Consider the following 24611-nt stretch of genomic DNA (forward strand, 5'->3'; position numbering starts at 1 on the left):
AGACCCGCCCGCCACCGCCCGCCTCTCACATCCCGCTGCGCTGCCCCGGGACCCCGCCCCGGGACCCCGCGTACGCGTCCCGCGGATGCTGCTCCGCGGCCAGGGCGCCCGCGGTGGCCGGGGCCGTGCCCAGCGCCCCCGCGGTCCGCCGTACCTGCGGCGGCACCCCCGCGGTCTCGGGGTGCGGAGCGGCGGGCCCGCCCGCCGCGACGGCGGACGCCGCCTCACTCTCCGCCGGGGGCACCCGCTCGCTCTGTGGCCGCCGCGCCCGGTACGCCGCCCGGTAGGCCGCCGGCGAGGAGCCGAGCTGCCGCCGGAAGTGTCCGCGCAGGGCGACCGGGGAGCGGAAACCGCACCGTCCGGCGACCTCGTCGACGGAGTAGTCCGACGTCTCCAGCAGCCGCTGCGCCTGGAGCACCCGCTGGGTGATCAGCCATTGCAGCGGCGCGCTGCCGGTCAGCGACCGGAAGCGACGGTCGAACGTCCGCCGGCTCATGTAGGCACGCGCGGCCAGCGTCTCCACGTCGAACTGTTCGTGGAGGTGTTCCAGCGCCCAGGCGACGACCTCGGCGAGCGGGTCGGCGCCGATCTCCTCCGGTAAAGACCGGTCGAGGTAGCGCTCCTGGCCGCCCGTCCGGCGCGGCGGGACCACGAGCCGGCGGGCCAGCGCACCGGCCGCCTCGTTGCCGTGGTCCGTCCGCACGATGTGGAGACAGAGATCGATTCCGGCCGCCGTCCCCGCCGACGTCAGCACGTCGCCGTCGTCGACGAACAGCTCACGCGGATCGACGTGCACCGACGGATAGCGCTTGGCCAGCGTCGGTGCGTACATCCAGTGGGTCGTGGCCGGCCGGCCGTCCAGCAGGCCCGCCGCCGCCAGCACGAACGCGCCGGTGCACAGGCCCACGATGCGGGCGCCCTCCTCGTGTGCCCGGCGCAGTGCGTCGAGCGCGTCGGCCGGTGGTGGCGAGGTGATCGAGCGCCAGGCCGGCACGACGACCGTGCCCGCCCTCGATATCGCCTCCAGGCCGTGTGGCGCGGTGAGTTCCAGGCCCCCCGTGGTCCGCAGCGGGCCGTCCTCGCCCGCGCTCACGAGGAGGCGGTAGCGAGGCACGCCGGCGTCCTGGCGGTCAATCCCGAACACCGACAGCGGAATGGAACTCTCGAAGATGGGGCCGCCGCTGAACAGCAGCACCGCGACGATCTCCTTGCGGCGTCGCCCGGAAAGTTTCCGGGCCGCGGCTTCCGGTGCGGCAGTGGAGTCGTGGCTCATCCCTGCTAAGCCCCCCTCGGTGGTCGCGGCTCCTCGGTTGTGTCGCTCCTGCACGTTTCCCCTCGGTCCTGCACGAGTCCCCCGCCGTAGACAGTCAAGATCGAATCTACTGTGTCGCGTGATGCCGGAGTGGCCAGTTCGTCACCCGGCACATTGTCGACATGGCAACTTGGCGTGAAGCATTCGATCACGAAGCGTTGCACTCGTGGGGCGTGCAGGGAAGTGCGCCTCGTCGCAGTGGCCAATCCACGTAGGGTGCCAGGGCTCTCCGGGCACCCTTTCGTGCAGGTCGGACGGGGTGGGGAGGGTGGTCGCGGCACGGCATGCGCGGTATCCGGAAGTTGGCTGAAAAGATACGGGCGCGTGCGTGAAAACCGGTCAGCCGACCGGTGTGTTTCCGCTGCTGTGACGACCGCCACGGCGGGGCCCGGTTCGGGTGTGCCGACGGCCTTCCCGGTGCGGCGCGCGCGGCGGGTGTTCCCCGTGGGGGAGCCGGGCCGGGCACCGCTCGGAGCGGCGCAGCAGCAGCCGGCAGACGGCCGTGACGGCGGCCAGGCCGACGGCGGTTCCCGCGGTTCCGGCCAGGGAGGTGCCGTACCAGAGGAGAACCACCGGGACGAGGACGCAGCTGAAGGCCGCCCAGCGGATCAGCTCGGTCGTCCTGTGGTCGCCGGGGCGGGTCTCGGTGGCCGGGTGGGACGAGGGCATGGGGTGGACTCCTCCCTGGGGAGCGGTTCGGGTGGTTCAACGGCTGTTCGACCGGTCGGTCACTCGTCGGACGACCGGCGGGCAGGTGAATTCCGTGCGAACCGCCTGTACGGGGCAGCAACCATTGCGTTACGGGCGGCCCCTCGTGCATGCTCCCTGGAACCCCCGCGGACCGTGGGCGGGACTGGGTCGTGGAGGCGTGGCGCCGTACCCTTGGGGGTATGGGGTGGGGAAGAGGATTCCCGGACACGCTCCGCCGCTCACGTTCGTCCCACCCGTAAAAGGATCGATACGCCGAGACAGCCATGGCCGGTCACGAATTCTTCGAACCAGCGGACCGCAAGCGGTCGGTAGCCGATCACACGGCCTCCGAACCCCTGGCGGCGGAAGAGGCACGCCCCTCCTGTGATCCCGCTTTCCAGCACGGCGTCGTCGTCGGCTTCGACGGATCGACGTCCAGCGAGCGGGCCCTGGCGTACGCCGTCGGCATGGCGCATCGCTCCCGTGCGGGCCTGATCATCGTCCATGTGGCCAACAGGCTGCCCACCACGGTGTGGGCGGGCTGCGAGCCGCCGGTCTTCGTGGACGTGCCGGACCACCGCACCGAGGTGCTCGGCCTGGAACTGGCCTGCGCCGAGTACCTGTCCGAGGTGCCCTGGGTCCTGGTCGAGCGCGGCGGCGACATCTGCCACGAACTCGAGGAGGTGGGACGGGAGTACGCGGCGGACGCGATCGTCGTCGGCTCCACGCACGGCCTCGTCGGGCGGATCTTCGGGTCGGTCGCGGGGCGGCTCGCCAAGCGGGCGAAGCGGCCCGTCGTCGTCATTCCCTGAGTTCCGCGGGTTGCCCGCGTTTTCAGATTTCCCCGCGCCCTCCGCGTCCGCTGAGTTCCCCGGGGGCCCGGAACTCCCCGACGCTGCCGCCGACTCGCGTTCTTTCCGGGCGCGATGGGACCCGGTGCTCGTCAACTCCCATGGCGCGAGAGGAGACTACTCGCGCGTAGGGGTGGTTCGTGCCCTGGTGAAGGGCATGTACCGTGCATCGCGCGACCGCGGACACGTGTCGGCCCACGGCGGTCTCGCGACGGGCTGCCCGCCCCGGAGTGACGGCCACGGGCTGAACGGCAGCCGGTGCCGGGGAGTTGGCCCCCGGCGGATGGGCGGACCCCCCGTGCGCGCCGGCGGCACGGGGGGTCCGTCCTCCCGGTTCCCCTACTCGACCGTCACCGACTTCGCCAGGTTCCTCGGCTTGTCGATGTCACGGCCGAGGGCCTTGGCCGTGTAGTAGGCGAGGAGCTGGAGGGGGATGCCCATGAGGATGGGGTCGAGCTCGTCCTCGTTCTTGGGGACGATGATCGTCTGGTCGGCCTTCTCCTGCTCCTGGTGGGCCACCGCGAGGATCCGGCCGCTGCGGGCCTTGATCTCCTCCAGGGCGGCGCGGTTCTTCTCCAGCAGGTCGTCGTCGGGGACGATCGCGACCGTCGGCAGGGCGGGCTCGATCAGGGCGAGCGGGCCGTGCTTCAGCTCGGAGGCCGGGTAGGCCTCGGCGTGGATGTAGGAGACCTCCTTGAGCTTCAGGGAGGCCTCACGGGCCACCGGGTAGCCCCGGACGCGGCCGATGAAGAGCATCGAGCGGGCCTCGGCGAACTGCTCCGCCAGCTTCTTGATCTCCTCCTCGCCCTTCATGATCTCGGCGATCTGGGCGGGCAGCCGGCGCAGGCCCTCGATGATCCGCTTGCCGTCGCGCACCGACAGGTCACGGGTGCGGCCGAGGTGCAGCGCGAGCAGCGCGAAGGCGACGGTGGTGTTGGTGAAGCACTTGGTGGAGACGACGCAGACCTCCGGCCCGGCGTGCACGTAGACGCCGCCGTCGGCCTCGCGGGCGATGGCGGAGCCGACCACGTTCACCACGCCGAGCACCCGCGCGCCCTTGCGCTTGAGCTCCTGGACGGCGGCCAGCACGTCGTAGGTCTCACCGGACTGGGAGACGGCGATGTACAGGGTGTCGGGGTCGACGACCGCGTTGCGGTAGCGGAACTCGGAGGCGGGCTCGGCGTCCGCGGGGATGCGGGCCAGCTCCTCGATCATCTGGGCGCCGATCATGCCCGCGTGGTACGAGGTGCCGCAGCCGAGGATCTTCACGCGGCGGATCTGGCGCGCCTCGCGGGCGTCCAGGTTGAGGCCGCCCAGGTGCACGGTGGAGAAGCGGTCGTCGATGCGGCCGCGCAGCACGCGGTCCACGGCGTCGGCCTGCTCGTGGATCTCCTTGTGCATGTAGGTGTCGTGGCCGCCCATGTCGTAGGAGGCGGCCTCCCACTCCACGGTGGTGGGCTCGGCCGTGGTGCGGGTGCCCTCCGTGGTGTAGGTGCGGAAGTCGTCGGCCTTGAGGGTGGCCATCTCGCCGTCGTCGAGGGTGACGATCTGGCGGGTGTGGGCGACCAGGGCGGCGATGTCCGAGGCGACGAACATCTCCTTCTCGCCGATGCCGAGGACGACCGGGGAGCCGTTGCGGGCGACGACGATGCGGTCGTTGAAGTCGGCGTGCATGACGGCGATGCCGTAGGTGCCCTCGACCACGCGCAGCGCCTCGCGGACCTTGTCCTCGAGCTTCTCGGCCTGGGAGCGGGCGATGAGGTGGACGAGCACCTCGGTGTCGGTCTCGGAGAGGAACTCGACGCCGTCCGCCTCCAGCTTGCGGCGCAGGTCGGAGGCGTTGTCGACGATGCCGTTGTGGACGACGGCGACCTTGAGGTCGGCCGACATGTGCGGGTGGGCGTTCACGTCGGAGGGGGCGCCGTGGGTGGCCCAGCGGGTGTGGGCGATGCCGGTGGTGCCCTTGAAGCGGGCCGGGACCTTGGCCTCCAGGTCGCGGACGCGACCCTTGGCCTTGACCATCTTCAGGCCGGCCGTCTTCGGGGAGGTGACGACGATGCCCGCCGAGTCGTAGCCGCGGTACTCCAGGCGCTGCAGGCCCTCCAGGAGCAGGGGCGCGACGTCACGCTTCCCGATGTATCCGACGATTCCGCACATGTGTAGGCAATCCCTCTGTAGTTCTCGGCTGGTCCGGGGCCGGTCGTTCAGCCGTAGACCATGCGGCGCAGCTGGCGGAGCGTGGGCTCCGGCGGTGCCACCGCCCGGTATTTCAGGTCCGCCGCGATCCGTTCGAAGATCTCCGCGTTGACCAGGCCCTGGGCCTGGAGCTCGCGGTGGCGGCGGCGTACGAACTCCTCGGTCGTCTCGTCGAAGTAGGCGAGAACGTCCTGGATCACCCGCAGGGCCTCACCCCGGTTCAGCGGGGTGGAGCGCGTCAGGTGATCAACGAGTTCGTCGTGCACCCGGTAGATCCTGGGGTACCGGCGAGACTTTCGCAAGATTCCTGCCCGATTCCGGGCAGACCCCTGGCGGGGAGCCGTGGGTGACCTGTGCGTGTGCTACGGCCTGTCCGGCGGATCGGGTCGGAGGAAGCCGGCGGCGCCTTGGCGCCCGGGTGGGCGGGGTCCGGTGCGTCCGGCTGCGAGGCGGAGGCGGGCGTGGACGTGGACGTGATGAGGGTGCTCTCGCGCGAGCGCGGCCGGGGGTGCAGCCGTGGTGGTCGGTGACCGCGCTCTCGCGCGAGCGCGGCCGGGCGTGGGGGAGTCGGCGACCGACGACAACGCCGTCGGGGGCGTTTCCTCCCGGGGAGGGCGTGCCGGACCCCGCGTCCGCGGCACGGTCCGCCGGACAGGGGCCCAGGGGTGTCTGAGGATTCCCGCCGGGGACGCGCCCAGCTCCCCGTCCCCCGTCCCCCGTCCGCGCCGCCCGGCCTCACATGCGGTGGAGGACCGCCTGTTTGGCCGTCGCGAACTCCTCGTCCGTCAGGATGCCGTCCCGGTGCAGTTCGCCCAGCTCGCGCAGGCGGCGCAGCAGCGTGTCGTGGTCGTCCCCCGCGGCCGGCCCAGGCAGCGGCACCGGCGCCGGGGGCGCGGCGTGTTCGGGGCCCGCGGCCGGGTGCGGCAGCCTGGCCTGCACGGCGGCCGCGACCAGCGCCATCAGCGGGTCCTTCTTGAAGCCCCACAGCTCCACGGCGTTCGGGTCGTACTTCGCCGGGGTCCTCGCCGGGGCGCCCCGGACGGTGAACCGCAGGTGACCGTTGTCCAGTCCGGCCGCCGGACGCCACTCCACGGCCGTGATCTCGCCGACGGGCAGGGTGCGGGCGCCGGCGGCGGCCTTGGCCTCCTCCGTCTTCCAGTTCCACTCCAGGCGCACCCGCTCGCCGTCGAAGCTCGCGGTGCCGTCCCCGGCGGCCACCGACAGGGGCACGGGCGGGCCCGGCAGCAGATGGGCGTCCACCGGACCGGTGGGGACCTGGTCGAGCAGCAGCGCGTCGCGCACCTCGTCGACGAGGTACTCGGCGACGCCGTAGCGGTTGGGCTCCACCACCAGCCGGTAGGGGTCGTGGGGTTCGGTGAGCCGGCCGCCGGTGGCGTGCAGCAGGGGGCAGGCGCCGTCGCGCAGCCGCAGCCTGAGCCGCCCCGACTTCCTGCCCTGCTCGAACGAGACGCCCGCCAACGCGCGCAGCGGCACGACGAGTTCACCCAGGGTGCCGCGGAGTGGACTGACGTTCCTGTCCCGGCCCGGCGTCAGCCGCAGGGCATCCCCGTCGAAGACCCAGGTGCCGTCCTTCTGGATGATTTCCGCCATGGGGCGATTGTTCCATCAGGTGTTCGCCCCGGACCGGGACGAGCCGGGACAGGGCGAGCAGGGAAGGGCGAGCAGGGACAGGACGAGCCGGGAAGGACGAGCCGGGACGTGACGGCACGACGACGCGCGCCCCCGAGGACCGTACTCGGGGGCGCGCGCCTGTCTGCGGGTCTCGGAGACCGGCGTGCGCCGGTCCGCGGGTCAGAGACCGGCGAGGGGGTTCTTCAGGGTGCCGATCAGCTGGAGGGCGCCCGAGGGGTCCGACAGGTCCACCATCTGCCGGTTGTTCCGCAGCTGGAGCCGGTTGAGGCAGGACAGCGCGAACTCGGGGGCGAACATGTCGTACTGCCGGAACCGGTCGTCGAGTTCGGGGTGCGCCTCCTGGTACTCGCGGGTGACCTCGGCGACCGTGCGCCAGAAGTCGTCCTCCGCCAGGACCCCCTCGGCGGCCAGGCCGGCGGCGAGGAAGCGGAAGAAGCAGTCGAAGACGTCCGTGAAGATCGACAGGAGTTTCACGTCCTCGGGGACCTCGACCCGGATGCGCCGCACCTCGGGCGGCAGCACCGCGTCCGGGTCCATGACGGCGATCTCCTCGGCGATGTCCTTGTAGACCGCCCGCCGCACGACACCGTCCTTCAGGACCAGGATGGTGTTCTCGCCGTGCGGCATGAAGACCAGGTCGTAGGCGTAGAAGGTGTGCAGGAGGGGGGTGTAGTACGCCCGCAGGTAGTGCCGCAGCCACTCGGCGGGGGCCAGGCCCGACCGTTCGACCAGCGCGCCGGCCACCGACCTGCCCTCGTGGTCCACGTGGACCAGGGCGGCCATCGTGGTGAGGGACTCGCCGTCGCGGAGGGAGGGGACGGGGCTCTCCCGCCACAGCGCGGCCAGCATCTTGCGGTACGGCGAGTAGCGGTCGGTCGCCGCCTCGTACTCCAGGTGCCGGTAGCCGACGGCCGCCCGCTCCCGGATGATCGACAGGCCCGCCGCCTTCAGCACCGGATCGTTGTCGATCAGCCGGTCCAGCCAGTCGTTGATCGCCGGGGTCGCCTCCATGTACGCCGCCGACAGGCCGCGCATGAAGCCCATGTTGAGGACGGACAGGGCCGTCTTCACATAGTGCTTCTCGGGGTGGGTCGCGTTGAAGAACGTCCGGATGGACTGCTGGGCCAGGTACTCGTCGTCGCCCTCGCCGAGGCACACCAGGTTCTGGCGGGCGACCTCGGCGGCGAAGGTGACGCTGAGCTTGTTCCACCACTGCCAGGGGTGGACGGGGATCAGGAGGTAGTCGTCCGGGTCGAGGCCCCGGCCGCGCAGCACCCCCTCGAAACGCTCGACGGTCTCCTCGCCCAGCTCCTGCCGGACGAACGACGCATAGTCGATGCCGGCGCCCGCCGTGAACGCCGCCCGCGACCGGTGCGCCGCCAGCCACACCAGGCGGACCGCACTCGCGGTCTCCGGCGCGTACGCCAGGTACTCGTGGACGCCGAAGCCGAGCCGCCCGTTGTTGGCGACGAAGCAGGGGTGGCCCTCGGTCATGCCGCTCTCGATGGCCTGGAAGCCGCCCTCCAGCAGCTCGGCGGCCGTGAGCTGCGGCTTGGCGAGTTTGTAGCAGGTGCCGGAGAGGGTGGAGGAGATCTCCTCCAGGTAGACCGGCAGGATCTCGTCGCTCAGTCCGAGCGCGCCCCGCAGCTCGATGAAGAAGTCCAGTGCGGCCAGCGGGAGCGCGGCGCCGTCCCGGGTGCGGGTGATCGAGTCGGCGTCGACCTGCCAGTGGTCCAGGGCGCGGCGCACGGCGGTGAAGCGGTAGGACGTCAGGCCGTCGTCGCTGCGGACGACGTACTGCCGGCTCCTCCCGTCCTGCTCGCCCGCGGCCCCGTCCGCGGCCCCGTCCGTGAACTCGGGCGTGATCAGGCGCTCGTGGGCGAACTCCGCGAGGGCCTTGCGGATCAGCAGGCGGTTGGCCTTCTCCCAGCGTTCGGGGGAGAGGTGGGCCACGGCGTCGGTGAGGCTCACGCGTCCACCCCCGTGGCGGCGGTGAACCGCTCCCGCGTGCAGAAGCTGAGCAGCGCCTTCTTCTCCGGCTTGTCGATCTCGCGCTCGGGGACGAAGCCGACGGCCTCGTTCAGCGCGTGCACGGCCTTGTTGGAGACGTCCGGCTCGACCACCACCCGTGCGGTGGCCGGGTCCTGGAAGAGGCGGGCCATGACGGCGGTGATGACCGCGCGGGTGAAGCCGTGCACGGGCCGGTCGGTGGGGGCGACCAGGAAGTGCATGCCGACGTCGCCGGGCCGCGGCTCGTACAGGCCGACCAGCTCGCGGTGGCGGGGGTCGTAGTGCTCCATCAGGAAGGCCGGTGTGCCGTCGTGCAGCCCGAGCAGGGCGTGGTGGTGCTCGTCGGCGGCTATCTCCGTGTAGGCGCGCTCGACGTCGACCAGTGTGGCGTCCTGCATCATCCAGAAGGCCGCTTTGGGGTGCGTCACCCAGGAGTGCAGCAGCCCGGCGTCCTTGAGGGGGTCGAGGGGGCGGAAGGTGAGACGGCCGACGGCCGCGGTCGTGTTCATGCGCCGAACTCCTGGAAGGCGATGGTCTTCTCGACCGGGTAGTACTCGCTGCCGAGCAGCTCGCGGATGATGTGGCTGTTGCGGTAGGGGCCCATGCCGAGGTCCGGGCTGGTGACGCTGTGCGTGTGCACGCCGGCGTTCTGCAGGAAGACGCCCCGGCCGGTGACGTCGATCGCGTAGTCACGCGTCACGTCGAAACGGCCGTGTGCGTCGAAGCGGAGCCGGTCGCGGACCGGGTCGAGGAAGGCCGGCGGCTCGTAGTGGTAGCCGGTGGCCAGCACCAGGCCCTCGGTGCGGATCTCGAAGTCCTTGTCCTGCTCGTCCTGGTGGAAGCCGAGCGTGTAGCCGCCGTCCTCGTGCCGTGCGGAGGTCAGCGAGGAGTTGGTGAGCAGCCGGGTGGGGACGCCGCGGCCGCCGCTCTCGACGTTCTTCTGGTAGAGCAGGTCGAAGATCGCGTCGATCAGCTCCGAGTTGATGCCCTTGAACAGGCCCTTCTGCTGCTTCTCCAGCCGGTAGCGGGTCTCCTCGGGCAGGGCGTGGAAGTAGTCGATGTAGTCCGGGGAGGTCATCTCCAGGGTCAGCTTGGTGTACTCCAGCGGGAAGAACCGCGGGGAGCGGGTGACCCAGTTGAGCTGGTAGCCGTGGACGTCGATCTCGGAGAGCAGCTCGTGGTAGATCTCGGCGGCGCTCTGCCCGCTGCCGACCACGGTGACCGACTTCTTCTCCCGCAGCTCCGCCTTGCGGTGCATGTACTGCGAGGTGTGCAGGACGCCGTCCCCCAGGCCGCGGCACGTCTCGGGGACGTACGGCACGGTGCCGGTGCCCAGGACCAGGTGCGGGGCGCGGTACTCCTCGCCGTCCGTGGTCCGCACGGCGTACAGCTCGGTGTCCTCGTCGTACGTCACCTCGGCGACCGTCGTCGAGAAGCGCACGCTGCTCAGCTTGCCGGCGGCCCAGCGGCAGTAGTCGTCGTACTCCACGCGCAGCGGGTAGAAGTTCTCGCGGATGTAGAACGAGTACAGCCGGCCCTTCTCCTTGAGGTAGTTGAGGAAGGAGTACGGCGAGGTCGGGTCGGCGAGGGTGACCAGGTCCGACATGAACGGCGTCTGCAGGTGAGCGCCGTCGAGGAACATGCCCGCGTGCCACTCGAAGTCGGGCTTGGACTCCAGGAAGACGCCGTTCAGTGCGTCGATGGGCTCGGTCAGGCAGGCGAGGCCGAGGTTGAAGGGGCCGAGTCCGATCCCGACGAAGTCGTGGGTGGCGGCGGGGTTTTCAGGACGCGCGGTCAAGGGGTTCTCCCAGGTACTGCTCGGCGTGGCCGGCGATCAGTTCGAGGACGGCGGCCATGTCGTCGACCGTCGTCTCGGGGTTCAGCAGGGTGAATTTCAGGTAGTGGCGGCCGTTCACCTTGGTGCCCGCCACCACCGCGTCGCCGGAGGCGAACAGGGCCTTGCGGGCGTGGAGGTTGGCGCGGTCGATCTCGGCCGGGTCGGTGACGGCCCGCGGGACGTAGCGGAAGACCAGGGTGGACAGCGACGGCTCGACGACGACGTCGAAGCGCGGGTCGGCGGCGAGCAGTTCCCAGCCCCGGGCCGCGAGGTCGCAGACCTCGTCGAACAGCTGGCCGATGCCGTCGGCGCCCATCGTGCGCAGCGTCATCCACAGTTTCAGCGCGTCGAAGCGGCGGGTGGTCTGGAGGGACTTGTCGACCTGGTTGGGGATGCGTTCCTGCACCATGCGGCGGGGGTTCAGGTACTCGGCGTGGTAGGTGGCGTGGCGCAGCGTGGACGCGTCCCGGACCAGGACGGCCGAGGAACTCACCGGCTGGAAGAAGGACTTGTGGTAGTCCACGGTGACGGAGTCGGCGCGTTCGATGCCGTCGATGCGGTCGCGGTACTTCACCGAGGCGAGCAGCCCGCAGCCGTAGGCGGCGTCGACGTGCATCCAGGCGCCGTACCGCTCGCACAGTTCGGCGATCTCGGGCAGCGGGTCGATGGAGCCGAAGTCGGTGGTGCCGGCGGTGGCGACGACGGCCATGGGAACGAGGCCGGCCTCCTCGCAGCGCTCCAGTTCGCGGGCGAGGGCGACGGTCTGCATGCGCTTGTCGTGGTCGACGGGAATGGAGACCACCGCGTCCTGGCCCAGGCCCAGCAGTTTCGCCGACTTCTTCACGCTGAAGTGGCTGACGTCGGAGGCGAAGATGCGCAGTTTCTCCAGGGAGCCGGTCTTGGCCTCCTCGCGGGCGAGGAGCAGCGCCTGGAGGTTGGACTGGCTGCCGCCGGAGGTGAACACACCGTCGGCGGCGGGGCCGAGGCCGATGCGGGCGGCCGTCCAGTCGACCAGTTTCCGCTCGATGAGGGTGCCGCCCGCCGACTGGTCCCAGGTGTCCAGGGAGGAGTTGACGGCGGACAGGACCGCCTCGCCGAGCACGGCCGGGATGACGACCGGGCAGTTGAGGTGGGCGAGGTAGCGGGGGTGGTGGAAGTAGACCGCGTCGCGGAGGTAGACCTCCTCCAGCTCGTCCAGTACCGCCGTGGTGTCGCCCAGCGGCCTGTCGAGGTCGATGTCCTCGATGCGGGGAGCGAGGGCGTCGACCGTGACGCCGGTGAACGGACGGTCGGTGGCGGCGAGTTTGGCGGCCACCCGCTCGACTCCTTCGGTCACGGAGCGGCGGTACCGCTCCGCGTTCGTGTCATTGAGCAGGTGCGAGCGCATCGTGGGGGTCCTCCGGGGTGGGGACGGGTCCGCCGCGGGCGGACGCGGGAGCGGAGCCTCGATTTTTACTTAGGTTAGCCTAACCTAAGTAACGCGAACGAAACGCCGTCCGGCGGTGACGGTCATCACGTTTGCCGGTCAACTTCCTTGCCCGGCACGGGGGTTGGTCACCCGGCCGCGCGCAGCTGTTCCTCCGTCATGCCCTGACGCCAGTATCCGACGAAGGTGACCCGGCGCCTGTCGACGCCGCGCTCCTGCACGAAGTGCCGGCGCAGCGCCTTCACCGAGCCCGACTCGCCCGCGATCCAGGCGTACGGCCGCTCGGCGGGCGGGAGCGCGGCCGCGCGCAGGGCGTCGAGACAGGTCCCGTCGGCCGACCAGGAGATCTCGGCGTCCGCCGCGGTCGCCAGGTGCCGCACGTTCCCGGCGTCGCGCACGTCCAGCCACGCCCGGACACGCTGTCCTGCGGGCAGCGACGCGAGAATGGACGCGATCGCCGGCAGGGCCGTCTCGTCGCCCCACAGCAGCACCAGGTCGGTGTCGTCCGGCGGCCGGAACCGGATCGCCCGGTTGTCGGCGACGGCGGGGCCGAGCAGCAGCACCCGGTCACCGGCGCGCGCCCGGCCGGCCCACGCGGAGGCGGGCCCGGCCGGGGTGTGCAGCACGAAGTCGACGTCGATCTCGTCGGGGTCCCGGCGCAGCTCCCGCAGCGTGTACGAACGCATCACCGCCCGTACGTCGTCCGGCAGTTCGCGCCATCCCTGCCACCAGCTGTCCCCGAGTTCGAGGGGCACGACCGGTGCGTCCTGCCCCGGATGCGGCAGGAACAGCGACAGGGACTGGTCCCAGCCGTCGGAGAGGAAGTGCCGCAGCTCCTCCCCGGCGAACGTCACCCGGACCAGGGACGGACCGAGCCGCCTCGTCCGTACGACGTGCAGCGCGAAGAAACGGAACGGGGCGGCGACGGCCGTGGTCATGCGGGCTCCTGGGTGGGGGAGGGGCGGCTGACCTTCTTCGGGGGCGGGCCCGTGCCCGAGCGGTTCGACCGCGTGGGCGCGGGCCCCGGAGCGGCCCTGTCAGGCGACCTTCTTCGCCTTCTCGAGCGCCTCGGCGAGGGTCTCCAGCAGCGGCACGCACTTGTCGTACGACAGGATCGGCTCGGGCGAGCGGGCGATGACCTGTCCGGCCTTCACCGCGGGGAGCTGCTTCCACGTCGGCTTGGTGATGTCGGCCGGCTGGATCGTCGAGGAACGGTCGTCCATCATGATGATGTCGGCCTGGTACTTGTCGACGTTCTCCCAGCTCAGCGACTCGTACCAGCCGCCGCCCTCGGCCTTGGCGCTCTCCGGCGGCTCGACGAAGTTCACGCCGAGGGCCTTGAAGTACTCCAGGTCGATGGAGAGGTTCGTGCCGGAGACGTAGAACAGCTGGTCGCTCGCGGAACCGGCCATGACCTTGATGTCGGGCTTGGCCTTGGCGGCGGCGCGCAGCCGGGTCGCGGCGGTCTCGAAGCGCTTCTTGGCGTCGGTGACCTCGGCCGCGGTCATGTCCGCGCCGAGGGACTCGGCCAGTTCCCACATGCGCTCCAGGGGAGCGGTGAGCTGCCGGTCGTAGACGGAGACGGCGACGCTCGGGGCCAGCTTGGCGACCTTGTCCTTGGAGGCCTCGGGGACGTACCAGAGGGTGCCGGCGTTGTCGAACATGGTGGAGACGAGCACGTCGGGCGCGAGGGCCGCGTACTTCTCGACGTTGAACTCGTCCCAGACGTTGCCCAGGATCTCGACCTTGCTGATGTCCATGTCGCCGGCCTGGACGTCGGCCTTGCCGTCGGTGGTCTTCGTCGGTCCGAAGACGCCCTTGACCTGGATGCCGTAGTCGTGGAGGGCGGCCGCGACGCCGGTGAACGCGACGATGTTCGCCGGGATCGCGTCGAGCTTCACGGTGGTCCCGCGGTCGTCCTTGAACGTCCAGGGACCGGACTTGGCGGCGTTCTCCGTCGACTTCGCGTCACCGCTCCCCGAGTCGTCGTCCCCGCAGGCTGCGAGCACGGCACCGAGACCGAGGGCGCCACCGGCGGCGAGGACGCCGCGACGGGTGAGGTGAGTGGCTCTGGCGTTGGACATGAGTGTGGCCGCTTTCGAACGGGGCGGATCACCGCCGGACAATTCGAAGGTAGGTTAGCCTAACCTCAGATCTTGTCCAGGGGGCGGGTCGGACGGAACCGCCCGACCCCGCCCCGGCGAAGGCATCCGTACCCGCCGGCCCAGGCCAAAACGCCTACCGGGCGAACGAGTTGTCGGGGGTCCGGGCGGGCCTCAGCCCACCAGTCCCAACTCCCGGGCGATCAGCATCCGCTGCACCTCGCTCGTGCCCTCGCCGATCTCCAGGATCTTGGAGTCGCGCCACATGCGGGCGACCGGGTACTCGTTCATGAAGCCGTAGCCGCCGTGGACCTGGGTGGCGTCGCGGGCGTTGTCGACGGCGATCGTCGAGGAGTACAGCTTCGCCAGGGCCGCCTCCTTCTTGAAGGGCTCCCCGGACACCAGGCGCGACGCCGCGTCGCGCCAGGTGAGGCGGGCCGTGTGCGCCTTCATCTCCATGTCGGCGATCTTGAACTGGATCGCCTGGTTGGCGCCGATCGGGCGGCCGAAGGCGTGGCGCTCCCTGGCGTACTTCACCGACTCGTCGACACACCCCTGGGCCAGTCCCGTCGCCAGGGCCGCGATGGCGACGCGGCCCTCGTCCAGGATGCGCAGGAACTGGGCGTAGCCGCGGCCCTCCTCGCCCAGCAGGTTCGCCGCCGGGACGCGGACGTCCGTGAAGGACAGCTCACGGGTGTCCGAGGCGTTCCAGCCGACCTTGGAGTAGGGCGCGGCGACCGTGAAACCGGGGGTGCCGGACGGCACGACGATCGCGGAGATCAGCGGCCTGCCGTCCGGCTTCCGGCCCGTCACCGCGGTGACCGTGACCAGGCCCGTGATGTCCGTGCCCGAGTTGGTGATGAAGCACTTCGTGCCGTTGATCACCCACTCGTCGGTGTCCGGGTCGAGCCGGGCCGTCGTCCGCGTCGCGCCCGCGTCGCTGCCGCCGTCCGGCTCGGTCAGGCCGAACGCGCCCAGGATCTCGCCGGAGCACAGCCGCGGCAGCCACTGCCGCTTCTGCTCGTCGGTGCCGAAGAGGTGGATCGGCATCGCGCCCAGCGACACGCCCGCCTCCAGAGTGATCGCCACCGACGAGTCGACGCGGGCCAGTTCCTCCAGCGCGATGCCCAGCGCCAGGTAGTCGCCGCCCATGCCGCCGTACTCCTCGGGGAAGGGCAGCCCGAACAGGCCCATGCGGCCCATCTCGCGGACGATCTCGTACGGGAACTCGTGCCGCTCGTAGAAGTCGCCGATCTTCGGCGCGACGACGTCGTGCGCGAACTGCTCGACGGTGCGCCGCAGTTCTTCCAGCTCGGGGGAGAGTCGGTGGTCCATGGCGGTCACTGCTCCTTGTGGGCCTCACGGCCCTCTCGGCCCTGCGCGTCCTCGTGGGACAGGGCGCGGACGGTGCGGGACGGGCTGGGCCGGCCCAGCCGGCCGGCCATCCAGACGCTGGTGGCGACGAGACGGCCGAGGTCGACCCCGGTGTCGATGCCGAGGCCGGTCAGCATCCACACGAGGTCCTCGGTGGCGAGGTTGCCGGTGGCGGACTTCGCGAACGGGCAGCCGCCCAGGCCGCCCGCCGAGGCGTCGACGGTGGTGACGCCGTGCCGGAGCGCGGCGAGGGTGTTGGCGAGGGCCTGGCCGTAGGTGTCGTGGAAGTGCACGCCCAGCGCGCCCACGGGGATGCCCTCCTCGTCGAGCGCGGTCAGCAGCTCCTCGACGTGACCGGGGGTGGCGACCCCGATGGTGTCGCCGAGGCTCAGCTCGTCGCAGCCCATGTCGACCAGGGCCCGGCACACCCGGACGACCCGGGGGACCGGGACCGCGCCCTCCCAGGGGTCGCCGAAGCACATGGAGAGATAGCCGCGCACGTGCACCCCGTCGGCCTTGGCCCGCTCCACCACCGGGTGGAACATGGCCAGCGACTCGTCCACCGTGCGGTTGAGGTTGGCCTTGGCGAAGGCCTCGGTGACGCTGGCGAACACCGCGACCCGCCTCGCCCCGAGCGCCAGCGCCCGGTCCAGCCCGCGTTCGTTCGGCACGAGCACCGGCAGCTCCACCGGCAGACCGGCGAGCATCGGGAACAGTTCCTCGGCGTCGGCGAGCTGGGGCACCCACCTGGGGTGGACGAAGCTGGTCGCCTCGATCGTGGTCAGCCCGGCGTCGGCGAGCCGGTGCACGAACTCGGCCTTCACGGCCGTCGGCACCGTCGCCCTCTCGTTCTGCAGGCCGTCGCGGGCACCGACCTCGTGGATCCTGACCCGCGTGGGCAGGCCCGGCGCGGGCACGGTCATCGGAAGTCCTCGCACGCTCATCCCTCCTCCCCGTGCGGCGCGATCACGGCCAGTACCTGGTCCATGGCGACGGCGGTGCCCGCGGTGACGTCGAGTTCGGCGACCGTGCCGGCGTGCGGGGCGGAGATGACGTGCTCCATCTTCATCGCCTCCACCACCAGCAGGCTCTGCCCGGCCGTCACCTCGTCGCCGACGGCGACCTTCACCACCGTCACCGTGCCCGGCATCGGCGCGGTCAGCGAGTCGGCGCCCGCGTGCGCGGCCCCGGTCAGGGACGCGGCCACCGGGTCGTGGTCACGCACCTGCCAGGCGTCGCCGTCGCGGCCCAGCCAGTCACCGGCCCGGTGGAAGGTGTGCCGGACGCCGTCGAGGGTGACGCCGACCGTCTCGTCGGTGACGGAGTGCGTGCCGCGCGGCGTGTGCTCCACGGGCTCGGCGACCCGCAGCGGGAACGCCGGCGGCCGGTGCTCCCCGCCCAGCCGCCACCCGCTCGGCACCGAGAAGGGGTCCGTCCACCCCGCCCCGGACGGCTTCAGCGCCTCCAGCCGGACGGCCGCGGCGGCCTCGTAGACCTCCTCCGGCACGTCGGTGGGGACCAGGTCGTCCATGACCCGCTCGACCAGGCCGGTGTCCAGCTCGCCCGCCACGACCGCCGGGTGGGCGAGCAGCCGGCGCAGGAACCCGGCGTTCGTCGGCACGCCCAGCGTGACCGTGTCCGCGAGGGCGGCCCGCAGCCTGCGCAGCGCCGTGGCCCGGTCGGGGCCGTACGCGATCACCTTGGAGAGCATCGGGTCGTACAGGCTGCCGACCTCGGTGCCCTCGCTCAGTCCCGAGTCGGTGCGCACCCCCTCGCCCTGGGGCTCGCGCAGCCGCAGGACGGTGCCGCCGGACGGCAGGAAGCCGCGGGCGCCCTCGCGGACGGACACCGTCTCGGCGCACACCCGGGCCTCGACGGCGTGCCCCGTGAGACGGATGTCGTCCTGCGCGTACGGCAGGTGCTCCCCGGCCGCCACCCGCAGCTGCCACTCCACCAGGTCCAGCCCGGTGACCAGTTCGGTGACGGGGTGCTCCACCTGGAGACGGGTGTTCATCTCCATGAAGTAGTACGCCTTCGGGTCCCCGCCGGGGACGATGAACTCCACCGTGCCCGCACCCCGGTAGCCGCACGACAGCGCCGCCTGCACCGCCGCCTCGCCCATCCCCGCGCGGGTGGTCTCGTCGAGGAGCACGCTGGGCGCCTCCTCGATCAGCTTCTGGTGCCGGCGCTGGAGGGAGCACTCGCGCTCGCCCAGGTGGATCACCCGGCCGTGGCCGTCCGCCAGGACCTGGATCTCGATGTGCCGGGGCCGGTCGATCCACCGCTCGACGAGCAGCGTGTCGTCGCCGAAGGAGGCGCGGGCCTCGCGGCGGGCGGCGGCGATCTCGTCCAGGAGGCCGCCCTCCTCCCGCACCAGCCGCATGCCCTTGCCGCCGCCGCCGGCCGACGGCTTGAGCAGCACCGGCATGCCGATCTCTAGCGCGGCGGCGGCCAGTTCGGCGTCGCCGAGGCCGCTCCCGCTCGACCCGGGGACCACCGGGACGCCCGCCGCCTGCACGGTCTCCTTGGCGCGGATCTTGTCGCCCATGAGGGAGATCGCCTCGGCCGGCGGCCCGATGAACACGAGCCCGGCGTCGGCGCAGGCGCGCGCGAAGCCGGCGTTCTCCGCGAGGAAGCCGTATCCGGGGTGGACGGCCCGGGCGCCGGTGCGGGCGGCGGCCTCCAGCAGCCGCTCCACCGACAGGTAGCTCTCGGCGGCCGGCGCCGGACCGATCCGGACGGCCGTGTCGGCCTCCCGGACGTGCCGCGCGTCGGCGTCGGCGTCGGAGAAGACGGCCACCGAGCGCACGCCCAGGGAGCGCAGGGTGCGGATCACCCGGACGGCGATCTCGCCCCGGTTGGCCACGAGCACTGTGTCGAACATCGTCTTGGAGCCCCTCACATCCGGAAGACGCCGAACTGGGGTTCGCCCAGCGGCGCGTTGGCACAGGCGGTCAGGGCCAGACCCAGCACCTGGCGGGTCTCCAGCGGGTCGATGACCCCGTCGTCCCAGAGCCGGGCGGTCGCGTAGTAGGCGCTGCCCTGACGCTCGTACTGCTCCCGGACCGGGGCCTTGAAGGCCTCTTCCTCCTGGGCGGGCCAGTCCTGGCCGCGCGCCTCCAACTGGTCGCGCTTGACGGTGGCGAGGACGGAGGCGGCCTGCTCGCCGCCCATCACGGAGATCTTGGCGTTCGGCCACATCCACAGGAAGCGGGGCGAGTAGGCCCGGCCGCACATCGAGTAGTTCCCCGCGCCGTACGACCCGCCGACCACGACCGTCAGCTTGGGCACGCGCGTGCAGGCCACCGCGGTGACCATCTTGGCGCCGTGCTTGGCGATGCCGCCGGCCTCGTAGTCCTTGCCGACCATGAAGCCGGAGATGTTCTGCAGGAACAGCAGGGGGATGCCGCGCTGGTCGCACAGCTCGACGAAGTGGGCGCCCTTCTGGGCGGACTCGGAGAACAGGATGCCGTTGTTGGCGACGATGCCGACCGGGTGCCCGTGGACGCGGGCGAAGCCGGTGACCAGGGTCTGCCCGAACTCGGACTTGAACTCCGCGAAACGGGAGCCGTCCGTGACGCGGGCGATGATCTCCCGTACGTCGTAGGGGGTACGGGAGTCGACCGGCACCGCGCCGTACAGCCCGTGGGGGTCGACCTTGGGCTCGACGGCGGGCCGCACCTCCCAGGGGAGCGGGCGGCGGGCCGGGAGGGTGGAGACGATGGTCCGCACGATGCGCAGGGCGTGCGCGTCGTCCTCGGCGAGGTGGTCGGTGACGCCCGACACCCGCGCGTGGACCTCGCCGCCGCCCAGCTCCTCCGCGGTGACGACCTCGCCGGTGGCGGCCTTCACCAGCGGCGGGCCGCCCAGGAAGATCGTGCCCTGGCCGCGCACGATGACGGCCTCGTCGCTCATCGCCGGGACGTACGCCCCGCCGGCCGTGCACGAGCCGAGCACGGCGGCGATCTGCGGGATGCCGGCCCCGGACATGCGGGCCTGGTTGTAGAAGATCCGCCCGAAGTGCTCGCGGTCGGGGAAGACCTCGTCCTGCATGGGCAGGAAGGCGCCGCCGGAGTCCACCAGGTACACGCACGGCAGGCGGTTCTCGAGGGCGACCTCCTGGGCCCGCAGGTGCTTCTTCACCGTCATCGGGTAGTACGTCCCGCCCTTGACGGTGGCGTCGTTGGCGACGATCACGCACTCCCGGCCGCTGACCCGGCCGATCCCGGCGATCACACCGGCCGCGGGGGCCTGCCCGTCGTACAGCCCGTCGGCGGCGAGGGGGGCCAGCTCCAGGAACGGGGAGCCGGGGTCGAGGAGGGTGTCCACCCGGTCCCTCGGCAGCAGCTTCCCGCGCGCGGTGTGCCGGGCCCGCGCCTTCTCCCCGCCGCCCAGCCGAGCCGCGGCGAGCTTGCCGCGCAGCTCCTCGACGAGCGCGAGGTGGGCCCTCTCGTTGGTCCGCCAGGCCTCCGACGCGGGATCGGCCGCGCTGGTCAGCTCCGGTGCCTGCTCCATACCTTGCGGTCCCCTCACCCAGTGGTCGACTGGTTAATGAGCGTTAACCATTTCCGTCAGGTTAACGAGCGCTAACGTGGTTGTCTAGAATTGTTTCCATGGCCACCAGAACCGACGCCCCCACCCGCCGTGAGCAGATCCTCAGGGAAGCCGCGCGGCTGTTCGCCGAACGCGGGTTCCACGGCGTCGGTGTGGACGAGATAGGGGCCGCGGTCGGCATCAGCGGCCCCGGCCTCTACCGGCACTTCCCCGGCAAGGACGCGATGCTCGCCGAGCTGCTGGTCGGGATCAGCGGCCGGCTGCTGACCGGTGCGCGGCGCCGGGTGCAGGAGGCCGACGGGGCCGGGGCGGGCACGGTCCTCGACTCGCTCGTCGAGGGGCACATCGACTTCGCGCTCGACGACCGTCCCCTGATCACCCTGCACGACCGGGAGCTGGACCGCCTCCGCGACAGCGACCGCAAGCTGGTGCGGCAGTTGCAGCGGCAGTACGTCGAGCTGTGGGTGGAGGTCGTCCGCGAGGTCTATCCGGCGCTGACGGAGCCGGCGGCCCGGTCCGCGGTGCACTCGGTGTTCGGACTGCTCAACTCCACCCCGCACCTGGGGAGGGCGGGTGGGCTTCCCGGCCGGGGGGACACGGCGGACCTGCTGCACCGGATGGCCCGGGGCGCCTTCGGCGCGGCGGCGGAGGGGGAGTAGGGGCGGTCGGCCGCCGGGGCCGTGGGCGGTCGGTCACCCGGGCCGTCCGGTTCGGTGGCGAAGGCGCGGAGGGCGGTCGGTCGCGCGCGCCGTCGGCCGGACGGCGACGGCGCGGCGGCGGAGGGCCGGCGGGGGAGCGGGAGCGGGAGAAGGGGTGGTCAGTCGCCCAGGCTGTCCAGCTCGGCGGCGTGGAGCAGGGCGGGATCGAAGCCCATTCCGCTGAAGTGGCCCGCCAGCTCCAGCGACAGCACGCCGTGCAGCCGGGTCCAGAAGGCCGGCGCCCGGCGCGGGGCAGGGGCGGGCGCGGGGTGGCCGTCGGCCCACTCCCGGTGCTCGTCGAGGTGCGTGTCCAGCGGCGTCCGCGCGCCGTCCGCGGGCAGCCCGGCGCAGGCGTCGAGCAGGCGCGCCATGATCTCGGACGCGATGTCGGTGATGTCGTCGGGCGCCTGGTAGCCCGGCACGGGCGTGCCGTAGACGAGGAAGCACCGGTGCGGATCGGCCAGTGCCCACGTGCGCGGGGCGCCCGCCAGCGAGGTGACGTCGCCGTCGGCGGCCCGGACGGCGTCGGCGAGGCTGCGGTACGCGTCCCTGACCAGTTCGGTGATCAGCTCGTCCCGGCCGGCGAAGTAGCGGTACAGCGCGGGCCCGCTCATCCCCAGCTGCTTGGCGATGGCGTTGAGCGACAGTGCGGACGCCCCGGCGGAGGCGATCTGCTCCCACGCCCGCTCCTTGACCTCGGCCCGCACCTGGGCGCGGTACCGCTCCCGGGGGGTCCCGGCGCCACCGGTCCCGGTCATCAGGTGCCCCTTCCGCAGGCTGGCGGCTGGAGCCGCAAGATTCCGTCAGAGGGCATCGCGCAGGGCGGGGAGGCCGGGAGGGCGTGACGAGCGTTACCCCGCACCCGCCCTGGACGCACCTCGTACTCGCCGGTACGGTGATATGAGCAAGCGCTTAGACAGGCCGAGGTACGTGGAGGTGGCGGCGTGCGCCGTACGGTGTTCAACGAGGATCACGAGGCGTTCCGGGAGACCCTTCGCGCCTTCATCGAGGCCGAGGTCGTACCCGTCTACGACGAGTGGTTCGCCGCCGGCCAGGCCCCGCGGGAGTTCTACTACAAGCTCGGCGAGCTGGGCATCTTCGGGATCAACGTCCCCGAGGAGTTCGGCGGCGCGGGCCTGGACAGCCACAAGTTCGAGGCCGTCCTGTACGAGGAGACCGCCCGCGCCGGCGTCCAGTTCGGCGGTTCCGGCGTGCACGTGCTGCTCGCCCTGCCGTACATCAAGATGCTGGCGACCGAGGAGCAGAAGAAGCGCTACCTGCCGAAGTTCGTCAGCGGCGAGGAGATGTGGGCCATCGCGATGACGGAGCCGGGCACCGGTTCCGACCTCGCGGGCATGAAGTCCACCGCCAAGCTGAGCGAGGACGGCACCCACTACGTCCTCAACGGCGCCAAGACCTTCATCACCGGCGGTGTCCACGCCGACAAGGTCATCGTCTGCGCCCGGACCGCCGCCCCGACCGCCGAGGACCGCCGTCACGGCATCTCCCTCTTCGCCGTCGACACCAAGTCCGAGGGCTACTCCGTCGGCCGCAAGCTGGACAAGCTGGGCCTGCGCACCTCCGACACGGCCGAGCTGGCCTTCGTCGACGTCAAGGTGCCCGTCGAGGACCTGCTCGGCGAGGAGAACAAGGGCTTCTACTACCTCGGCCACAACCTGGCCTCCGAGCGCTGGGGCATCGCCTTCGGCGCCTACGCCCAGGCCAAGGCGGCCGTCCGGTTCGCCAAGCAGTACGTGCAGGACCGCACCGTCTTCGGCAAGCCGGTCGCCCACTTCCAGAACACCAAGTTCGAGCTGGCCGCCTGCCAGGCCGAGGTGGACGCGGCCGAGGCCGTCGCCGACCGCGCCACGGAGGCCCTGGACGCCGGTGAGCTGACCCCCGCCGAGGCCGCCAGCGCCAAGCTGTTCTGCACCGAGGTCGCGCACCGCGTCATCGACCGCTGCCTCCAGCTGCACGGCGGCTACGGCTACATGAACGAGTACCCGATCGCCCGCCTGTACGCGGACAACCGCGTCAACCGCATCTACGGCGGCACCAGCGAGATCATGAAGACGATCATCGCCAAGGACATGGGTCTGTAAGCCGGCCGCAATTACCGCCGGATACAACAGTCCCCATGAGCCAGGCACTACAGGATCTCCTCGATCTGCTCGACCTCGAGCAGATCGAGGAGAACATCTTCCGCGGCCGGTCCCGCTCCGCCGTCGTCCCGCGCGTCTTCGGCGGGCAGGTCGCGGCCCAGGCGCTGGTCGCCGCCGGGCGCACGGTCCCCGCCGACCGGCACGCCCACTCCCTGCACGCGTACTTCCTGCGCATGGGGGACCCCGGCGCGCCCATCGTCTACAACGTCGAGCGCATCCGCGACGGCCGCTCCTTCACCACCCGCCGCGCGGTCGCCGTCCAGCACGGCCGGCCGATCTTCGCCCTGTCGGCGTCCTTCCAGACGTACGAGGAAGGGCTCGACCACCAGGCCCCGATGCCCGTCTCCCCGGACCCGGCGACCCTGCCGACCTCCGAGGAACGCCTGCGCGGCTACGGCCACCTCCCGCCGGACGTCGTCGAGCGGTTCCTGGAGGCGCGCCGGGCCATCGACCTGCGCTACGTCGACGAGCCGCCGTACGGGAGGTTCGGCGAGCCGCGGGAGCCGCACAGCCAGGTCTGGTTCCGCACCAACGGCAAGCTCGCGGACGACCCGCTGCTGCACGTCGTCCTCGCCACCTACGTCTCCGACATGACCCTCCTGGACTCGGTCCTCCTCGCGCACGGCCGCGGCGGCTGGGCGGTCGGCGACGTGGTGGGGGCGTCCCTGGACCACGCGATGTGGTTCCACCGCCCGTTCCGCGCCGACGAGTGGCTGCTCTACGACCAGGAGTCGCCGTCGGCGCACGGCGGCCGGGGCCTGGGTCAGGCCCGCATCTACACGCAGGACGGACGGCTCGCCGTCTCGGTGATCCAGGAAGGCGTGGTGCGCGTGCCCCGGGAGGACTGAGGGGCACGGTCACCACGGACGAACGGGGCGGCGGCGGGAGCACCTTCACGGTGATCACCGCCGTCTCGCCGGGGCGACGTGCGTGCTAGACCAGTCCCGCCTCCGCCAGCAGGTACGCCGTCATCGGGTCGTAGTGGCGCGGGCTCAGGACGTGGTCGTCGAGGGGGACCGTCACCTGGACGGTGCCCTCGGCCTCGGCGAGGAACAGCGCCGGGTCGTTGCAGTCGGCGTACCCGACGGCGTCCACGCCGTACTGTCCGGCACAGCCCGCCCAGCCGTGGTCGGCGACGACCAGGTCCGGCAGCGGGCGCCCCTCGCGCTCCAGGGCGGTGAGGATCGCCTTCATCGGTTCGCCCGAGTGGGTGTGCCACAGGGTGGCGCCGTGCTCCAGCACCGCCACGTCGGCGAACTGCATGACGTACCCCTCGTCCGTCCGCAGCCCGTCGGGGATGACGACGATCTCGCAGCCGGCCCGGCGCAGCGCGTCCGCAGTGGCCCGGTGCACGTCCAGCAGCCCGCCGGGGTGACCGGTGGCGAACAGCACCCGCTGCCGGTCCTCGGCCGCCTTGCGCAGCCGACCGGCGAGCCGCTCCAGACCGTCGACGGTGAGCTGGGGGTCGATGGTGTCCTGGCCGTAGCGGTACTCGGGGTCGTCGTTGACGCCGACCCGCTCCGCCATCACCGCGAGCACGTCCTGTTCGTCGGTCCAGCGGTCGCCGAGCTCCAGGCCGAGCCAGAAGTTGCGGACGCCGTTGGCCAACTGGCGGTAGTGGGAGAGGTTGTTCTCGCGCGGGGTGGCGACGTCACCCGCGATACGGGTCCTCACGAGGTGTTCGACGAGCTCGGCGCGGCTGGGTGTCCCGGGTATCGGCATGGTCTCCATTGTGGGGCAGCGGCC

General features: G+C 71.7%; 21 protein-coding genes. 4 read left to right on the forward strand and 17 right to left on the reverse strand.

What is annotated here, in order from left to right; all coding sequences use genetic code 11:
- Nucleotides 1-25: 25 nt before the first annotated feature.
- Entirely contained in the window at nucleotides 26-1273 is a 1248-nt protein-coding gene (locus ACGFQC_RS00910; protein WP_363088441.1) for a helix-turn-helix domain-containing protein, read from the reverse strand.
- Between the two features lie 378 nt (nucleotides 1274-1651).
- Nucleotides 1652-1981 (reverse strand): hypothetical protein, encoded by a 330-nt coding sequence (locus tag ACGFQC_RS00915; RefSeq protein ID WP_363088440.1) that lies wholly within the window; start codon nucleotides 1979-1981, stop codon nucleotides 1652-1654.
- Between the two features lie 305 nt (nucleotides 1982-2286).
- On the opposite strand from ACGFQC_RS00915, the gene ACGFQC_RS00920 reads away from it, so the two are divergent.
- Entirely contained in the window at nucleotides 2287-2814 is a 528-nt protein-coding gene (locus ACGFQC_RS00920; RefSeq protein WP_363088439.1) for a universal stress protein, read from the forward strand.
- 378 nt (nucleotides 2815-3192) lie between these two features.
- On the opposite strand, the gene glmS is transcribed toward ACGFQC_RS00920, so the two are convergent.
- The 13 genes from glmS to ACGFQC_RS00985 form a co-directional block, all read right to left on the reverse strand.
- A complete protein-coding gene (gene glmS / locus ACGFQC_RS00925) occupies nucleotides 3193-5010 on the reverse strand; it encodes a glutamine--fructose-6-phosphate transaminase (isomerizing) (RefSeq protein WP_363088438.1) in 1818 nt (605 codons plus the stop codon).
- A 47-nt stretch (nucleotides 5011-5057) separates the two neighbouring features.
- A complete protein-coding gene (locus tag ACGFQC_RS00930; RefSeq protein WP_363088612.1) occupies nucleotides 5058-5315 on the reverse strand; it encodes a hypothetical protein in 258 nt (85 codons plus the stop codon).
- Between the two features lie 469 nt (nucleotides 5316-5784).
- Nucleotides 5785-6660 (reverse strand): DUF4429 domain-containing protein, encoded by an 876-nt coding sequence (locus tag ACGFQC_RS00935; RefSeq protein ID WP_363088437.1) that lies wholly within the window; start codon nucleotides 6658-6660, stop codon nucleotides 5785-5787.
- 201 nt (nucleotides 6661-6861) lie between these two features.
- On the reverse strand, nucleotides 6862-8673 hold the full coding sequence (locus tag ACGFQC_RS00940; RefSeq protein WP_363088436.1) for an IucA/IucC family siderophore biosynthesis protein: 1812 nt from the start codon (nucleotides 8671-8673) through the stop codon (nucleotides 6862-6864).
- Nucleotides 8670-9221: a GNAT family N-acetyltransferase gene (locus ACGFQC_RS00945; RefSeq protein ID WP_363088435.1), complete on the reverse strand. Its 552-nt coding sequence runs from the start codon at nucleotides 9219-9221 to the stop codon at nucleotides 8670-8672. Before ACGFQC_RS00945 ends, ACGFQC_RS00940 begins: the two co-directional genes overlap by 4 nt.
- A complete protein-coding gene (locus ACGFQC_RS00950) occupies nucleotides 9218-10510 on the reverse strand; it encodes a lysine N(6)-hydroxylase/L-ornithine N(5)-oxygenase family protein (RefSeq protein WP_363088434.1) in 1293 nt (430 codons plus the stop codon). Before ACGFQC_RS00950 ends, ACGFQC_RS00945 begins: the two co-directional genes overlap by 4 nt.
- Entirely contained in the window at nucleotides 10494-11936 is a 1443-nt protein-coding gene (desA, locus tag ACGFQC_RS00955; RefSeq protein ID WP_363088433.1) for a lysine decarboxylase DesA, read from the reverse strand. Before desA ends, ACGFQC_RS00950 begins: the two co-directional genes overlap by 17 nt.
- A 167-nt stretch (nucleotides 11937-12103) precedes the next feature.
- Entirely contained in the window at nucleotides 12104-12913 is an 810-nt protein-coding gene (locus tag ACGFQC_RS00960) for a siderophore-interacting protein (protein WP_363088432.1), read from the reverse strand.
- A gap of 99 nt (nucleotides 12914-13012) precedes the next feature.
- A complete protein-coding gene (locus ACGFQC_RS00965; RefSeq protein ID WP_363088431.1) occupies nucleotides 13013-14059 on the reverse strand; it encodes an ABC transporter substrate-binding protein in 1047 nt (348 codons plus the stop codon).
- Between the two features lie 192 nt (nucleotides 14060-14251).
- Nucleotides 14252-15412, reverse strand: coding sequence for an acyl-CoA dehydrogenase family protein (locus tag ACGFQC_RS00970; protein WP_363088430.1), 1161 nt, complete (start codon nucleotides 15410-15412; stop codon nucleotides 14252-14254).
- Between the two features lie 5 nt (nucleotides 15413-15417).
- Complete coding sequence (locus ACGFQC_RS00975) at nucleotides 15418-16395, reverse strand: hydroxymethylglutaryl-CoA lyase (protein WP_363088429.1); 978 nt, start codon at nucleotides 16393-16395, stop codon at nucleotides 15418-15420.
- Complete coding sequence (locus ACGFQC_RS00980; RefSeq protein ID WP_363088428.1) at nucleotides 16392-18335, reverse strand: biotin carboxylase N-terminal domain-containing protein; 1944 nt, start codon at nucleotides 18333-18335, stop codon at nucleotides 16392-16394. Before ACGFQC_RS00980 ends, ACGFQC_RS00975 begins: the two co-directional genes overlap by 4 nt.
- A 14-nt stretch (nucleotides 18336-18349) precedes the next feature.
- Nucleotides 18350-19966, reverse strand: a complete 1617-nt coding sequence (locus ACGFQC_RS00985) for a carboxyl transferase domain-containing protein (RefSeq protein ID WP_363088427.1) — start codon at nucleotides 19964-19966, stop codon at nucleotides 18350-18352.
- Nucleotides 19967-20064: 98 nt separating this feature from the next.
- Between ACGFQC_RS00985 and ACGFQC_RS00990 the strand changes: the two genes are divergently transcribed.
- Nucleotides 20065-20664 carry a TetR/AcrR family transcriptional regulator gene (locus tag ACGFQC_RS00990; RefSeq protein ID WP_363088426.1) on the forward strand — a complete coding sequence of 200 codons (600 nt, stop codon included), beginning with the start codon at nucleotides 20065-20067 and terminating at the stop codon, nucleotides 20662-20664.
- Nucleotides 20665-20822: 158 nt separating this feature from the next.
- Here ACGFQC_RS00990 and ACGFQC_RS00995 read toward each other — a convergent pair whose 3' ends face one another.
- A complete protein-coding gene (locus ACGFQC_RS00995) occupies nucleotides 20823-21461 on the reverse strand; it encodes a TetR/AcrR family transcriptional regulator (protein ID WP_363088425.1) in 639 nt (212 codons plus the stop codon).
- A 186-nt stretch (nucleotides 21462-21647) separates the two neighbouring features.
- Here ACGFQC_RS00995 and ACGFQC_RS01000 point away from each other — a divergent pair, with 186 nt between their 5' ends.
- Entirely contained in the window at nucleotides 21648-22805 is a 1158-nt protein-coding gene (locus ACGFQC_RS01000; protein WP_363088424.1) for an acyl-CoA dehydrogenase family protein, read from the forward strand.
- A 35-nt stretch (nucleotides 22806-22840) separates the two neighbouring features.
- A complete protein-coding gene (locus ACGFQC_RS01005; RefSeq protein ID WP_363088423.1) occupies nucleotides 22841-23713 on the forward strand; it encodes an acyl-CoA thioesterase II in 873 nt (290 codons plus the stop codon).
- 85 nt (nucleotides 23714-23798) lie between these two features.
- Here the strand turns inward: ACGFQC_RS01005 and ACGFQC_RS01010 are convergent, their stop codons facing one another.
- Complete coding sequence (locus ACGFQC_RS01010; RefSeq protein WP_363088422.1) at nucleotides 23799-24587, reverse strand: phosphatase; 789 nt, start codon at nucleotides 24585-24587, stop codon at nucleotides 23799-23801.
- Between the last annotated feature and the right edge of the window lie 24 nt (nucleotides 24588-24611).

This window comes from Streptomyces sp. NPDC048734 (assembly GCF_043198675.1).
In the GTDB taxonomy this organism is placed as follows: domain Bacteria; phylum Actinomycetota; class Actinomycetes; order Streptomycetales; family Streptomycetaceae; genus Streptomyces.